Below are 14,987 nucleotides of genomic sequence, written 5' to 3'. Positions count from 1 at the left end.
GAATATCGGACAAAGGAGGGCGTAGTATGAACAATGGTATGAACAAGAATGATTCCAGACAGCAGGAACAACAAAAGCATGAGAATAAGCAGCGTAAAGATGAACCGATTAAAGATAAAAAGCTGGATGGTATTAACCATCCTTCCACCTAGAATGACAACTGATAAATAAGAAGAACAGGGCGTCAATTCCATTACAGGAGGTCGTCCTGTTTTTATGCTTATCTTGCTTTCACCCATCGGAATTGTATAATATATAATAGCGAAAAGCTGTTATATTTTTTAATAATTTGTTTATATAAGGAGTGAAAGCAACATGGGTATGTCTTTTGACCGATATATGCGTGATATGGTTCAACCGATGCGGGATGAACTGACAGAACTGGGGATTCGGGAATTGAAGACCCCAGAAGAAGTGGAAGAGCAGTTGCCAACGGCGAAGGGCACGACCCTTGTTGTTGTCAATTCGGTTTGCGGCTGTGCGGCAGGTCAAGCTCGTCCGGGTGTAGCCCTTGCGCTTCAGCATGAAGCGAAGCCGGATCATCTGTTCACGGTTTTTGCCGGTCAGGATAAGGAAGCAACTGCGAAAGCACGTGAATATTTCGCGCCTTATCCGCCTTCTTCACCTTCCATTGCTTTAATGAAGGATGGAGAACTGGTTCATTTTATCGAGCGTCATCAAGTCGAGGATCGTTCTGCTGAAGAGATTGCAGCCGATCTCACGGATGCGTTTGATCGTTACTGTCGATAAACGCCAGTAATTATTAGGCCCCGGAGCATTCGGCGATATCCGAAGCCGCGGGGTCTTTTATGTTTCACCCGGGGATGTTCATATTGAAAGGAGTTCTGGACATGAGTCTACAGGAACAAATCATTGCCGAATTAGGTGTGAAACCTTCTATTAATGTAGAGCAGGAAGTAAGAAAACGGGTTGATTTTTTAAAATCATATGTTAAGGATTCGGGAGCAGCCGGTCTTTTGATTGCGATTAGCGGTGGACTGGACAGTGCTGTGGCTGCTGGGCTCTGCAAGCTGGCTACAGATGAGCTTACAGAGGAACTTGGCAAGGAGTATAAAACTTTGGGCGTATTTCAACCGTATGGTACACAATCCGATATTGAGCACAGCTATGAAACGGCGAGAGCGTTTAATCTGAAGTATACGGTGGAAACCAACATCGAGGATGCCGTGGATGAGGTTGCGCTTGAAGTGGAACATGGATTGAAGAACATCGGTGTCAACAAGCACATCAGCATTCCTGGGAAGGGAAATGTAAAGGCCAGAATCCGGATGGTTATACAATACGCATTGTCATTTGAACAAAATCTGCTTGTTGTAGGGACGGACCATGCCTCGGAAGCGATCACAGGCTTTTATACGAAGTGGGGAGACGGCGCTGTTGATATTACGCCGCTTAGCACGCTTAATAAACGTCAGATTCGTCAGATCGGTTCTTACTTGGGCGTGCCGCAGGCAGTGCTCGATAAAGTGCCTACAGCAGGCCTATGGGAAGGCCAAAGTGACGAGAAAGAGCTCGGGATCAGCTATGAGGATAACAGCGATTATCTCGAAGGGAAAGAGGTCGCTTCTGACGTCCGCGAGAAGCTGGAGAACTTTTACCGTAAAACAGCACATAAACGAAACGCTATTCCAGGAATTTAATATCGTTCCCAAACATCAGACCCCAGAGATTGTCTCATGGGGTTTCTTTATTAATATATTGAAAGTATGATTTTCTTAAATGAAAACTATAGTGTTGTAATATTAAGGGGGTTGTAAATGCAGAAATACAGTTACATAGTACCCTTCATGAAAGGGGCTAGAAAGCCATTTGAAGTCCATGATGAGCAAGGTATTGTTAGGGCTAAAGTGCAAAGATACTTCCCCAATTTACTGCATACTTTAACAGAAATGTTTATTACAGGATGGGAGGTTCATGTAAAAGCATTACAAGATGGACAAGAATATTTGATTAAGGAGCATTTTCATTGGACAAAAAATAAATGGTCTATATTTGAAGATGGTTTAATCATAGGTACATTGATGAATATCAAGAAAATCGAAATGGGAGATTCGAAAGAAATCACGATCAAGGGCAAAAAATTTTACTATCTTGATAAGGCGTTACAAACACAAACTTTAATTCAAGACGAAGAAAAAAACGTTATTGCGGTTATAGATCACAAACTTATGGATTTATCACGAAAAAAAGAAATAACCATTTACAGTAGTGAATTACCAGTTTCTTTATTAATAGGCATTGACTATGTTTCATCGCTAAAGAAGAAATAATTCCAATAAAAAGGTTGAGTCTAGGGCGTATTCGCTCCTGTACTCGACCTTTTGCTTTATTAAAAAGAAAAAAATGATTTTCGGTATTGATAATTGTGTAGTTTTGAGCGATAATAACCTCAAAGCTTCACAAAGCCACATTTAAATCGGTCAAAATACAACATGTCATGGAGGGAAGGCGCATGAAGAGGAAAATTGCCGTCATCCACACGACGCCGGTGACTGTTTCGGCGCTGACGCCGTTAATAACGAGCCGAATTCCGGATTGTGAGATCATTAATTATGTAGATGATTCCATTTTGCCGTCACTTCGCGACAATGCGGCAAATGAGAAACGAGTAGAGAAGCATTGGACCACATATGCCGTTTTTGCGGAAGAAGAAGGCGCAGAGTGTGTTCTGAGCGCATGTTCTTCAGTAGGAGATATTGCGGAAAGAGCTGCTAAAGCCGTTGCCATTCCAGTGCTTCGTATTGATGAAGCGATGGCAGAACAAGCGGTTGCTTCGGGAAGCAGAATCGGAGTTGCGGCTACATTGGCAACGACAATGGGCCCGACGATGAGACTACTTGAACGGAAGGCAAGTCAAACGGGCAAGATCATTCAATGGAAACAAGCAGTAGTATCCGAAGCATATGAAAAGTTAATGGCAGGTGACCAGGAAGGTCATGACCGTCTGTTGGCTGCTGCGTTAGCCGAGCTGGGGAATGAATGTGATGTCGTGGTGCTGGCACAAGCATCGATGGCTCGCGTGCTTGATACACTTCCGTCAGAAGTGCGATCCAAATTTTTGACTAGTCCTAAATCAGGTGTTGAGCGGCTTCGGGAAGTACTTGGGTCGTCTAAGATGAGAGGGGAAAATAAATGAGCAGATCGACAACTTTTAATAATTTAATTACGCTGAAACAAGCATTGGAGGTCGCAGAGCGGAATCAATTTGCCATTGGCTCCTTTTCGCCGCGCTATACCCCGATGATTTCTGCAGTATTGCGAGGTGCGCAGCGATCCCAGTCTCCGGCGATTGTCCAGATCTCTCATAAAGAGCTGGTTCGTTATGGAATTACGCCGAAGCAATTCGCAGATGAGTTGTTCGACAAAATGCATGAAGAGAAAATTACAGTTCCCATTGTGCTCCACCTGGATCATACGAAAGAATTGGGGACGATCGCAGAAGCGATAGATGCCGGCTTTACCTCTGTCATGATCGATGCTTCTGAACAGCCATTGCAAGATAATATTCGAATCAGTAAAGAAGTCGTTGAATATGCACACGCGCGCGGCGTATCGGTGGAAGCGGAGCTCGGGATGATCGGGACGACAGATTTTGTAGAAACAGATAGAGATGAAGAGCTGTATACAGACCCGGATGAAGCGAGTATCTTTGTACAGCAAACGGGTGTAGATGCATTAGCCGTATCTTGCGGGACCGCTCATGGTGTATATATGGTAAAACAGCCTAAGGTTGATTATAGCCGTCTGCAGGCGATCCGTAAGCTAACCCCTGTTCATCTTGTACTTCATGGTGGTTCAGGTGTACCGGCGGATATGATTATGAAGGCGATCACATTGCCTGGTGGCGGTGTGTCCAAGGTAAATATCGCGACTGACCTTGAGTTGTCTCTGCTTCAGGCACTAGAGCGTGAAGAGCGTATGAGTAATGCGGAATGCATGGCCCTTGGTTCTGAGAAGATGGAAAAGGGCAGAGAGGCCGTCACAAGAACGGTGCAGGACAAAATCCGCCATTTCTTGGGCAGTGAAGGGAAAGCGTCATCATTTACATAAAAAAGCACACTAACCTTTAAGGAGGATAACAACATGACAAAGCAAAAGCTTCATATGATCGGTAATGCGCATCTCGACCTGGTGTGGTTATGGCAATGGCAAGAGGGATTTCAGGAGACAAAAGCGACGTTTCGCTCCGTTCTTGACCGGATGAACGAGTATGATGATTTTGTGTTTACATCCAGTTCTGCGCTCATGTACGAATGGGTGGAGAATAACGACCCGGACATGTTTGAAGAAATCAGACAGCGTATTAAGGAAGGGCGTTGGCATATTGTTGGAGGCTGGTGGATTCAACCGGACTGCAACATTCCGAGCGGTGAATCGTTTGTTCGTCAAGGATTATACGGGCAGAGATATTTCAAGGAGAAATTCGGGGTAACCGCTAAGGTTGGTTATAACGTGGACAGCTTTGGGCATCATGCGATGCTGCCGCAAATATTGAAAAAAAGCGGATTGGATTATTATGTGTTCATGCGTCCGATGCCGCATGAAAAGGGTCTGCCCGGCCGTGTGTTTGATTGGGAATCCGATGACGGCAGCCGTGTATTGTCTTATCGCATTCCGTTTGAGTATCTGTCCTGGGGCAAGGACCTCGAACGGCATGTCGTTCGATGCATGACCGAGCTTCGCAATCCGTTTAACCAGATCATGGTGTTTTACGGCGTCGGGAATCACGGCGGTGGACCGACCAAGGAAAATATCGAAAGCATTATGCGCTTGAACAATGATGAAAATTTCCCGGAGCTGGTATTTTCTTCACCAGAGCAATTCTTCAAGGAGATCGAGCAAGAAAAGCTGCCGATTCCAGTCGTACACGATGAACTTCAGCATCATGCGAGCGGTTGTTATGCGGCGCATTCAGGCATTAAACAGTGGAATCGTCAGGCGGAGAATAAGCTGATCGCGGCTGAGAAGTGGTCTGCGCTTGCAGAGCGCTTGCTTGGACAGCCGTACCCGCAAGATTTTCACATTGCGTGGAAGAATGTGCTGTTTAACCAATTCCACGATATCCTGGCCGGGACGAGTCTGGAGGCGGCTTATGAGGATGCCCGTAACATGCATGGAGAGGCGATGTCAATCGGGGAACGCGGACTGAATTATGCGTTGCAGAAGTTTTCCTGGAATATCGATATTGAACAGGAAGAAGGAATGAAGCCGATCGTTGTGTTTAATCCGCATGCATGGCCATCTCAAGTGAACGTAGAGCTGGAAGTTGGCGGACTGAAAGAAGGATCTGTGCTCAAGGATGAAACCGGTAAGCAAGTTGCTTATCAGACCGTGCAGTCACAGGCGACAGCTCTTGGCAGATCTCGCTTGAGCTTTATGGCAGACCTCCCGCCGATAGGATACCGGGTGTATAAGCTGTACACGCTGCCGGCTGAAGAGCGTGCTGTCATTGCCGGTATTAAAGCGAATGATTATGTATTGGAAAATGACCACCTCCGAATGGAGTTCGATCCAAAGACCGGATTTATCAGTCAGCTGCATGACAAGAAAGCCGGGATCGATGTATTCCAAGGGCCTGCGGCTGTACCTGCAGTGATGGAAGACAGATCTGATACATGGAGCCATGATGTGACAATTTTCCAGAATCGGATCGGAGAGTTCACCGCAACTAGTGTGAAGCGGGTTGAGCACGGGCCGATCAAGTCTGTTATTCGTGTTATCAGCAAATATGGTTCATCAACATTGGTTCAGGATTTCACGATGTACAAGGATCTGGACCATGTAGATGTAAAGTTAACTGTTGATTGGCGAGAACAGTTCAAGGTGCTGAAGCTGTTGTTCCCGATCAACCTCATTTTCACAAAGCAAACATATGAAATTCCTTATGGCTTCATCGAGCGTTCTCATAATGGAGAAGAAGAGGCGGGACAGAGCTGGGTTGATATGAGCGGTATCGTTCGTCAGGATGACAGCGTGTACGGGTTCTCGTTAATGAATGATGCGAAGTACAGCTATAGTGTACGCAATAAGGAGTTGGGACTAACCGTATTGCGCAGTCCTATATATGCACATCATGATCCGGTTGTGCCGAGTGAGGATGGTTATTACAGCTTTATCGACCAAGGAATCCAGCAGTTCAATTATCGGATGTACCCTCATATGGGCAGCTGGGAAACGGCAGGCACCGTTAAAAAAGCAATGGAGCTGAATCAGCGTCCAACGGCAATTATCGAGACGTATCATGCGGGACAGCTGCCACAGAAGGATTCGTTCGTAACGGTCGATCAAGACAACATTATCGTCAGTGCGATAAAGAAAGCGGAAGATAACGATGATTTGGTTATCCGCTGCTATGAGACGAATCGGGTTGAAACCAAGGCGAAGATTCATCTGCCGAAATGGAACCGGACGATTGAGGCTACATTTGGCCCATGTGAGATCAAGACGTTCTGTGTTCCAAAGCGCGATGATTTGCCGATCAGAGAAACCAATCTGATAGAATGGACGGAATAGAGACTAGGCGAGAGATCGTATAAGGAAAGGAAGTGAGCGTGGGCCAGGGCTAAAGCTGGTCCACGCTCGCTCTTGTGTTGAAAGGAGAGAGACGCGAAAAATGCTGGGTGTTAAAGAGACGATACAGCAGCTTCAAGCCGCCGGGCAATATATGATGCAATACGGGCTGGCATGGGGAAATGCCGGTAATATTAGCGCAAGAACAGATGATGATCGCTTCGTTATAACTGCAAGCGGCACATTCCTGGGGGAATTGTCCGAGCACGATTTTGCCGAAGTCGATTTTAGCGGAGCGATTTATGGCGATCGCAAGCCTTCTAAGGAAATACCGATGCACCAGGCTGTTTATGAAAAAAGACCTGACATTCACGCAGTGCTTCATGCTTCTCCATTTTATACGACAATGGCGGCGTGCTCGAAGCTGTCGGTTCCGAATGATCTGTTCGTAGAAACCATGTATTATTTGGAAAGAGTGGAGCGTATTCCGTATTATCATCCAGGCTCTGAAGCTTTGGGAGCAGCGATTTTCGAGAAAGCGGAGAAGGCGAATATCTTCATATTGGAAAATCACGGCGTACTCGTCTGCGATCGATCCGTACAGGAAGCGCGAATGGCACTTCAGACATTGGAGATGGCCTGCCGGATGGCAGTCACAGCCCAATCTTCCGCTGTCTCTTTGAATAGGCTTGATGCCGACACAGTGCAGTCTTTCCTGCATGATTCGGGTTACCGTCCGAGAAGGGAGTGGAGAGTATGATCGGTGTTGTAGCGGATGACATTACCGGGGCAAATGATATTGGCATTATGTATGCAAAAGCAGGTCTGCGAACCCATGTGTACAGCTATTCCCCTGAACTGGTAGATCAGCTGCCGGCAGAGAAAGAAGCGGATGTCATCGTGCTGGATACGGATTCCCGCTTCGACGATGCCGCCGTGGCATATGATAAAGTATTCGCTGCTACCCGCGCTCTGGAGCAGCTTGGCTGCACGCAATTTGTCAACAAGACTTGCTCGGTTTTTCGCGGCAATATCGGTGCGGAATTCGATGCGATGCTTGATGCACTCCATGAATCGTTCGCGCTTGTGACGCTCGGATTTCCAAAGAACGGTCGTACAACAGTGGACGGTATACACTATGTTCGGGGAATTCCGCTGTCTGAGTCGGAGTTCAGTCATGACCCGGTTCATCCGATGAAGCACTCAGATGTAGTCGGCATACTGCAAGGGCAAACCTCACGCAAGGTTTCCCGCATTGGATGGGAGATGGTTGATGAAGGAGTGGACAAGCTTCGCGCGTTCATTGATCAGCTTTGTGAGGAAAACATAGTACAATTTGTCATTGTCGATGTGCGTGATCAAGCAGATTTGGCCGTTATTGCCGCAGCAGCATCACACTTGAAGGTATGGTGCGGCAGCTCGGCGCTCGCTGAAGAGTCGGCTCGACTGCAGCCGAAGCGCGATGAGGAGTATAAATCCGGACTGTCTGAGCATGATCAGCACCTGGGAATACTTGTGACGGCCGGCAGTTTGATGCCACAAACTTCAGAGCAGCTTGATTATTTGCGCGGTGAAGGTGTAGTTGTTAAGGAAATGGAAAGCTCTCGGCTGCTCTTGGGTTCAGAACGTTTAGCCTACTTGCAGTCGTTTACCACTGAAGTGTCTACAGCGATCATGAACGGGATCGATGTTGCCGTTCATTCCTCGAATATGCCGAGTCAGGTACAGGAAATGAAGAAAAGCTCCGCAGCACTAGGGATGAGCAACACCGAAGTATCCCGGCTTGTGTCTGATTCACTTGCAGAAATCGCTGCAGGGGTGCTGGAGCGAACGGGGTTACAACGTGTGCTGGTAGCTGGGGGAGACACCTCCGCTGCTTTTTGTCGCCGGATGAATGTAATCGGCATGCGTGTATGGAAGGAGATTCAGCCGGGCTTGCCGTCCTGTATTACGTTAACCGACCCGCCTTTCCTGCTTGTGTTGAAATCGGGCAGTTTTGGTGATGAGTCGTTTATGGCAGAGGCAATACGACATTTACGTAAAGAATAGTAAAATGAATATAAAAGGGGTGAGGAACATGATTGTTGATGTACGGCGTACTAAAATAAAGCAATTGTTGCTGCAGCAAGGCAGTGTGAAAGTATCCGAACTAGTCAAGGAGTTTAATGTTTCGGAGGAAACGATCAGGCGCGACTTGGCCCAATTGGAACGGGAAGGGCTGATTCGGAAAAATTATGGCGGAGCCGTTCTTGCAGATCCGTATATGAATGATGCTCTGCTTCCATCTTATGATCAGCGCAAGGAGCAGTTCTCTGAAGAGAAGGAAGCGATTGGACGGGCTGCTGCAGATCTTGTAAAAGAAGATCAGATCGTCATTCTCGATTCAGGATCGACGATGCGCGCGGTAGCGAAACATTTAAGGGAAAAAGAAAATTTGACCATTGTAACGAATAACCTGTCGCTTATCGATGAGATGATGCAGCACGAGAGTCATGCAGTTGTTCTGCTTGGAGGCAAGTTGTTCCGGCGTTCCCGTTGTACGGTAGGCCCTCAATCTGTGCAGGAGTTGAAGAAATACAGTGGCAACTATGTCTTCCTTGGGGCTGCGGGCGTCTCTGTGCCGAAGGGACTGTGGAGCGCCGATCTGTACGATGCTGAAGTAAAACAGGCGATGATGGAGTCTGCGGAAAAGAAAGTGCTCGTAGCGGATCATAGCAAGTTCAGCAAAACAGCGCTTATTGCGTACAGTGAGTTGAATGAGATCGATATATTGATTACAAGTGATCTGGTGCCCGAGGAAACGTTGGAGGAAATCCGCAGCTATGGTGTAGAAGTGATCGCCTGCAAGTTAGGTGAGCATTAATGTGGATGATTGGCATCGATATGGGCACTACCCATACAAAAGCAGCGTTGTTTGATGAGTGTGGCAGAATGATTGCCCAGCGATCGAGAGCAACACAAGTAAAGGCAAAATCAGGACCGAGCGCATATTCAACGTTTGATCCCGAAGAGATGTGGTCATCCGTGGCTGATATGATCAGTGATCTGACTGCTCATTTGGATGAAAAATCGGTAGTATCCATCGGTATTGCCAGTATGGCTGAGAGCGGATTGTTCGTTGACCGCAAGAGCGGGAGGCCGCAATCGCCACTTTTGCCATGGTATGATCCATGCACTGTACCGCAAGCGGAACACATCAAGTCGGAGACGGACGAGCTGGAGCAGTTCAGAAAGACCGGACTGGGAAATTCGTTTAAGGTAGGATTGGCGAAAATGCTCTGGCTGAAAGATTGGAGCAAAGAGACGTACGCAGACTGCGTGTGGCTGTCTGTCGCCGGATATATCGCCTATCAGCTGACCGGAAAGCTGGCTGCGGATTATACACTAGCTGCTCGCACGTACGCTTTCGATCTTTCTCGGCGCGCTTGGGATACGGCTCTTTTGCGTCAATTTGGTTTGCCCGAAGGGGTTTGCCCTATGGCTGTACCGTCTGGAACAGCCATAGGCACCGTTTTACCGGGTGTCGCTGAAAGATTGGGATTGTCCACAGACACTTCCGTATCTATTGCTGGACATGATCATGTCGCAGCAGCGATTGCCGTGGGAGCCCTTGATGAGGGCGATGTGTACAATTCAATGGGAACAGCCGAGACGCTTGTAGGCATAATGCAGGAACGCCCACTTGGACGGGAGGAACTGCTCTCGGGGTTAAGCTATGGACTTCATCCGGTTTCAGGACGCATGTTCTGGATGGGAGGGAATCCTTCGTCGGGCGGCTCCATCGAATGGCTTCGGGGAATCATCGGATCGGAAACGCTGGATTACAGCCGGATACAAGAGGAGACAGAGCAGCTGCCGTCCGGACCTTCTGGTATTGTATATTTTCCGTATTTGTCCGGCTCCGGTGCGCCAACACCGTCATCTGATGTACGCGGCGCGTTTATAGGATTGGACAAAAGGCACGGACGCGGGGATTTGCTGAAATCCTTGTTTGAAGGCAATGCGTACCAATTGGAAAGCATGCGCCGCAGTGCAGAAGAAGTAGCCAAGATTCCGATAAGCCGACTGCTGGTTATTGGGGGAGGAGTCCGAATGCGTCCATGGCTGCATGTAAAAGCGGCAGTCAGCGGTACAGAGCTGGTGCTTCCGCCAATCCAGGAAGCCACCTTACTTGGTGCAGCTATGCTTGGTGCAGTAGGTGCAGGCGTATTTGGCTCTGCTAAAGAGGCGTATGATGCGCTGGAAGCTGAACAAGGTGAAGTTATCGGCTTTGATCTGCAGGAACATGTTGCTTACCGTCAGGTGTATGAAGAACGCTTTTTGCCGATTCAACGGGAGCTGATGCGCTGGTAAAGGCGCTGATAGGTTGTAATAACGACTGTTTTTACAGCGGTATTGCTGGACTATATAAACATTGGGATAGGATAGAAATTGGACACATGAGAGGTGGAGGAAATAAACATGGTGTTGGAACGTTTAATAGAAAAATATCCGGAGTTAAAACCGTGCCTGAACGATATTGAAGAGGCATATAAGTTGATGTTGAAATGCTATCGCCAGGGCGGAAAGTTGTTGATTTGCGGCAATGGAGGCAGCGCATCGGATGCTGAACATATTGTAGGCGAGCTCATGAAAGGGTTTAAGCTACAACGCCCTGTTCCGGAGGAAGTGCGTGCAAAACTGACAAGCTTTTTCCCGGAGGAGGGCGAGCAGCTGGCGTCTCAATTGCAAGGTGCACTACCGGCCATTTCTTTGATGAGTCATGGTGCATTGATCAGCGCCTTTTCGAATGACGTTGCTCCAGATATGATCTTTGCCCAGCAGGTGTATGGTTACGGCAAGCCAGGGGACGTCGTGCTTGGACTTAGCACATCAGGCAATTCGAACAATGTTGTGAAAGCACTGAAAGTTGCAAAGGCCATGGGGCTGCACACGGTTGCGATGACAGGCTCTTCAGGTGGCAAGATGAAAGCATTGGCCGAGGTTACGATCGCAGTGCCATGGAGCGATACACCGGATATACAGGAACGGCATCTGCCGATTTATCATGCGCTATGTCTTATGCTGGAGGAGGCATTCTTCCAATGATGCATATTGCCGGATTAGATATTGGAGGAACGAAGTGCGCCGTTTCTATTGGCCGTTTGGACGAGCTGGGTACGGTCAGCATCATAGACAAGGAGCAGTTTCCGACACCATCGAGTCCGTCTGCCGCGCTTACAGCTATGATGGACTTGCTAGAACAGCTACAGCGCAAGCAGGGCGTACTTGTTAGGGCGGCGGGAATCAGCTGTGGAGGTCCGCTGGACAGCCAAAGCGGCAAGGTCCACAGACCGCCAAATTTGCCGAATTGGGATGCATTTGATGTGGTTACCCCTGTTCGCGAAAGATTTGGTATCCCGGTCGCGCTCCAGAATGATGCCAATGCTTGCGCACTGGCAGAATGGACGTGGGGAGCAGGACGCGGTACAAGGAATATGATCTTTTTGACCTTCGGCACGGGCATGGGAGCAGGGCTTATTCTGGATGGTAAGCTATACAGCGGCACGAACGACATGGCCGGAGAAGTTGGTCATGTAAGGATGGAGCATGACGGTCCGATCGGTTATGGGAAAGCCGGATCGTTTGAAGGCTTTTGCAGCGGTGGCGGGATTGCAAGACTGGCTGCTGCTCGGGCGAAGAAAGCATTGATGAACGGGGTTACTCCGCTATATTGCAGCAGTATGGACAAGATGGATGAGATCACGACGAAAAAGGTTGGAGAGGCGGCTCAAGCGGGAGACGTTACGGCGCTGGCCGTGTTCCATACAGTTGGAGTTCAGTTAGGGCGTGGTTTAGCTATGCTGGTGGATATTTTAAACCCGCAGCGCATTGTCATTGGCAGTATTTATGGGCGGCAGCAAGCCATACTCGAGCCGATCGTTCAGAAAACGTTTCATGAGGAAGTGCTGTCATATAGTGCCGCTGTTTGTGATATTGTGCCGGCGGGATTGGGGGAAAATATAGGCGACTATGCCAGCTTGTCGGTCGCTTTGCATGCACTGAAGGCGAAAGACCGAAGAAAACAGATGATGCCAAGCATGAGCGAAGCCTAGACTCTGAATAGCAACAGTTCTATAGTTCAAATAAGCTTCAGAACTTGACTTTTACTTACAAGGTAACAATCGCCAATTAAACCCGTCGCAATCAGTCACTTTATCAAATAACATACTAAACCATATGAATAAATCGTTTTCCTAACGGTTTGCATTCATATAAACGTCATAATCGGTCAATTAATTTGGTTTTATAACGGATTTGCAGTTGACAGTGTTTTGGAATTTAGGTATGATGATATTGCGTTCCTGAAAGCGTTTTTTCATAATGGGAACGTACCCAATAATAGGTAAGTTTTATAAGCTCTTTCGAATCTCTATAAGATGAATGAAACACGATAATAGTTAATATTATCAAATGAAAACAGAGGAATGTAATTTTTAAAAAAACAAAATGAAACCGTTCCCAAAAAAGGGGGTCTTTTAGAAAGGAGGAGCTAGAATTTGAATCCGACTATCAAAGATGTCGCTAAACAAGCGAATACATCCAAAAGTACAGTGTCCCGTTTCTTGAATGGTCAACGAGTAAAGAAGAAGACCGAAGAAGCGATCGTTCAAGCCATTAAGGAATTGAATTATCACCCGAACATGAATGCCAGGCGACTTGCTTCGAGTCGTACGCTCAACATCGGAATCGTCGTAGATGATATTTCGAACTATTTTTATTCGACAATAATCAGTGAGATTGAAGTGATTACGAATCAGCATGGCTATCAATGCGTTTTCTTCAGTCGTAAGAGCAACAAGAAGCAGGAGAAAGAGTATTTGAACATGCTGTATGAGGGTGAAGTTGATGGTTTAATTATGGTCAGCTTTTATAAGCGGGACGAAGACCTTATAGCGGCCATTCAGGAAATTCCTTATCCTATCATTCTCATCGGTGATGATGCAGGGTGCAAGGAAGTACACAGTGTGGATGTCGACAACTATTCCGGAACTTACGAATTAGTGGAATATTTACATCAAATTGGGCACCGCAACATCGCTTATATTGCTGGTCCGGATACAGCAGCCGCCACACACCAAAGGATGGCAGGGTATAGAGCAGCTTTGCAAACGCTGTCGATCGAGTTCCGACCTGAATGGATCGTGTCGTCCAATTGGTCCAAGGAGGGAGGGTATGAGGCGATGATGCAGCTATTGGAACGCGAGCGTCGCGGATTTACAGCAGTCATTGCCTCTAATGACGAGATGGCCATCGGTGCTCTCCGTGCCGCGAATGACCGAGGTTTTCATGTTCCACAAGACTTTTCCCTTATCGGGTTTGATGACATCCCGATGTCCGCGTGGGTGAATCCTGGTCTGACAACCGCTAACCAGCCGCTTCATCAAATAGGGCGCAGAGCGGCCGAAATGATGATGGAGTTGCTGAAAACATCTGAAATGAAGTACCAGCGGCATCTGTTCAAAACAAATATGGTCATCAGGCAATCTTGCCGCAGCTTGGTTTGATACTCTCTCGTAGGAGGAGCGAATATGAATTCATCTAAGTTAAACAAATCCAAATACGGATACTTATTCATTTCACCGTTCTTCATCATCTTTTTGATTTTTAGTTTAGTACCGATTTTGTACTCGTTTTATTTAAGTTTCATGAAGTGGGACGGTTTTAATGATCCGGTATTCATCGGGGCGGACAACTACATAAGACTGCTGAATGATCCGTTCTTTTTCAAATCCATTGCAAACACGTTCATCATATGGATTGTGTCCATCATCCCGCAATTGTCGTTGGCGCTCTTGCTTGCGATCATCTTGAATGAGAAGTTTATCCGCGGTAAGCATTTCTTTCGTGCCGTTTATTATTTTCCGAACATTATAACGCCAGTTACGCTTGGCGTGATGTTTGCGCTCATGTTTGATTGGCAGACCGGTTCTGTTAACAAAATGTTGATGGGACTCGGGCTTATCGAAGAGAACATCAACTGGTTCGGCGATCCGATGCTATCCCGGTTAATCATTTCAGCATTGATGTGCTGGCAGTATTTTGGATTTAACATGCTTCTGTATATTGCAGGGCTGCAGTCCATACCCGACTCATTATATGAAGCAGCTCAAATCGACGGTGCTTCCAAATGGAAGATTGCGATGAAGATTACGTTGCCGATGCTGAAGCCTGTTCTCGTATTTACCATTATTACCTCGGTTATCGGAGGCTTACAAATCTTTGATGCGCCGTTGATGCTCGGACGAGGACCGGAAGATTCGACGCTGACGATGATCATGTACCTGTATGAAATGTCCTTCCAGAAGTTTGACTATGGTTATGGTGCAGCCATCGCTTATGCAGCATTTGTCATTATTCTTATTTTCTCGATCATATCAGCTAAAGTATCGAAGATGAACAAGTAGAGGAGGAAC

At 47.2% G+C, this 14,987-nt stretch carries 15 protein-coding genes; all 15 read left to right on the top strand.

The features are described 5' to 3' along the window. Positions 1–26 precede the first annotated feature (26 nt). The 15 genes from C8268_RS23370 (at position 27) to C8268_RS18120 (ending at position 14,978) form a co-directional block, all read left to right on the top strand. Positions 27–152 (top strand): hypothetical protein, encoded by a 126-nt coding sequence (locus tag C8268_RS23370; RefSeq protein WP_272939342.1) that lies wholly within the window; start codon positions 27–29, stop codon positions 150–152. A gap of 163 nt (positions 153–315) precedes the next feature. Beyond that, positions 316–750: a BrxA/BrxB family bacilliredoxin gene (locus tag C8268_RS18185; RefSeq protein ID WP_106768973.1), complete on the top strand. Its 435-nt coding sequence runs from the start codon at positions 316–318 to the stop codon at positions 748–750. Positions 751–851: 101 nt separating this feature from the next. Beyond that, complete coding sequence (nadE, locus tag C8268_RS18180; RefSeq protein ID WP_106768972.1) at positions 852–1,661, top strand: ammonia-dependent NAD(+) synthetase; 810 nt, start codon at positions 852–854, stop codon at positions 1,659–1,661. A gap of 117 nt (positions 1,662–1,778) precedes the next feature. Then, positions 1,779–2,291, top strand: coding sequence for a tubby C-terminal domain-like protein (locus C8268_RS18175; RefSeq protein ID WP_106768971.1), 513 nt, complete (start codon positions 1,779–1,781; stop codon positions 2,289–2,291). Positions 2,292–2,473: 182 nt separating this feature from the next. Beyond that, complete coding sequence (locus tag C8268_RS18170; RefSeq protein ID WP_106768970.1) at positions 2,474–3,157, top strand: aspartate/glutamate racemase family protein; 684 nt, start codon at positions 2,474–2,476, stop codon at positions 3,155–3,157. Continuing rightward, on the top strand, positions 3,154–4,071 hold the full coding sequence (locus C8268_RS18165) for a class II fructose-bisphosphate aldolase (RefSeq protein WP_106768969.1): 918 nt from the start codon (positions 3,154–3,156) through the stop codon (positions 4,069–4,071). Before C8268_RS18170 ends, C8268_RS18165 begins: the two co-directional genes overlap by 4 nt. Before the next feature lie 33 nt (positions 4,072–4,104). Then, positions 4,105–6,534, top strand: a complete 2,430-nt coding sequence (locus tag C8268_RS18160) for an alpha-mannosidase (RefSeq protein ID WP_106768968.1) — start codon at positions 4,105–4,107, stop codon at positions 6,532–6,534. 100 nt (positions 6,535–6,634) lie between these two features. Beyond that, complete coding sequence (locus tag C8268_RS18155) at positions 6,635–7,291, top strand: class II aldolase/adducin family protein (RefSeq protein ID WP_106768967.1); 657 nt, start codon at positions 6,635–6,637, stop codon at positions 7,289–7,291. Then, on the top strand, positions 7,288–8,580 hold the full coding sequence (locus C8268_RS18150) for a four-carbon acid sugar kinase family protein (RefSeq protein ID WP_106768966.1): 1,293 nt from the start codon (positions 7,288–7,290) through the stop codon (positions 8,578–8,580). Before C8268_RS18155 ends, C8268_RS18150 begins: the two co-directional genes overlap by 4 nt. A gap of 28 nt (positions 8,581–8,608) precedes the next feature. Further along, the gene (locus C8268_RS18145) at positions 8,609–9,394 is read left to right on the top strand and encodes a DeoR/GlpR family DNA-binding transcription regulator (protein ID WP_158702768.1); all 786 of its coding nucleotides are present in this window, start codon (positions 8,609–8,611) and stop codon (positions 9,392–9,394) included. Next, positions 9,394–10,884 carry an FGGY-family carbohydrate kinase gene (locus C8268_RS18140; protein WP_106768964.1) on the top strand — a complete coding sequence of 497 codons (1,491 nt, stop codon included), beginning with the start codon at positions 9,394–9,396 and terminating at the stop codon, positions 10,882–10,884. Before C8268_RS18145 ends, C8268_RS18140 begins: the two co-directional genes overlap by 1 nt. A 108-nt stretch (positions 10,885–10,992) precedes the next feature. Beyond that, positions 10,993–11,619 carry a D-sedoheptulose-7-phosphate isomerase gene (locus C8268_RS18135; protein ID WP_106768963.1) on the top strand — a complete coding sequence of 209 codons (627 nt, stop codon included), beginning with the start codon at positions 10,993–10,995 and terminating at the stop codon, positions 11,617–11,619. Then, a complete protein-coding gene (locus tag C8268_RS18130) occupies positions 11,616–12,626 on the top strand; it encodes an ROK family protein (protein ID WP_106768962.1) in 1,011 nt (336 codons plus the stop codon). The genes C8268_RS18135 and C8268_RS18130 overlap by 4 nt, the downstream gene beginning before the upstream one ends. Before the next feature lie 444 nt (positions 12,627–13,070). Continuing rightward, a complete protein-coding gene (locus C8268_RS18125; protein WP_106768961.1) occupies positions 13,071–14,078 on the top strand; it encodes a LacI family DNA-binding transcriptional regulator in 1,008 nt (335 codons plus the stop codon). Between the two features lie 24 nt (positions 14,079–14,102). Further along, positions 14,103–14,978: a carbohydrate ABC transporter permease gene (locus C8268_RS18120; protein WP_106768960.1), complete on the top strand. Its 876-nt coding sequence runs from the start codon at positions 14,103–14,105 to the stop codon at positions 14,976–14,978. The last annotated feature ends 9 nt before the right edge of the window (positions 14,979–14,987 follow it).

The sequence above is a fragment of the Paenibacillus faecalis genome (assembly GCF_900289175.1).
GTDB classification, from domain to species: domain Bacteria; phylum Bacillota; class Bacilli; order Paenibacillales; family Paenibacillaceae; genus Paenibacillus_AQ; species Paenibacillus_AQ faecalis.
This window is presented reverse-complemented; position numbering and strand designations above follow the sequence as displayed.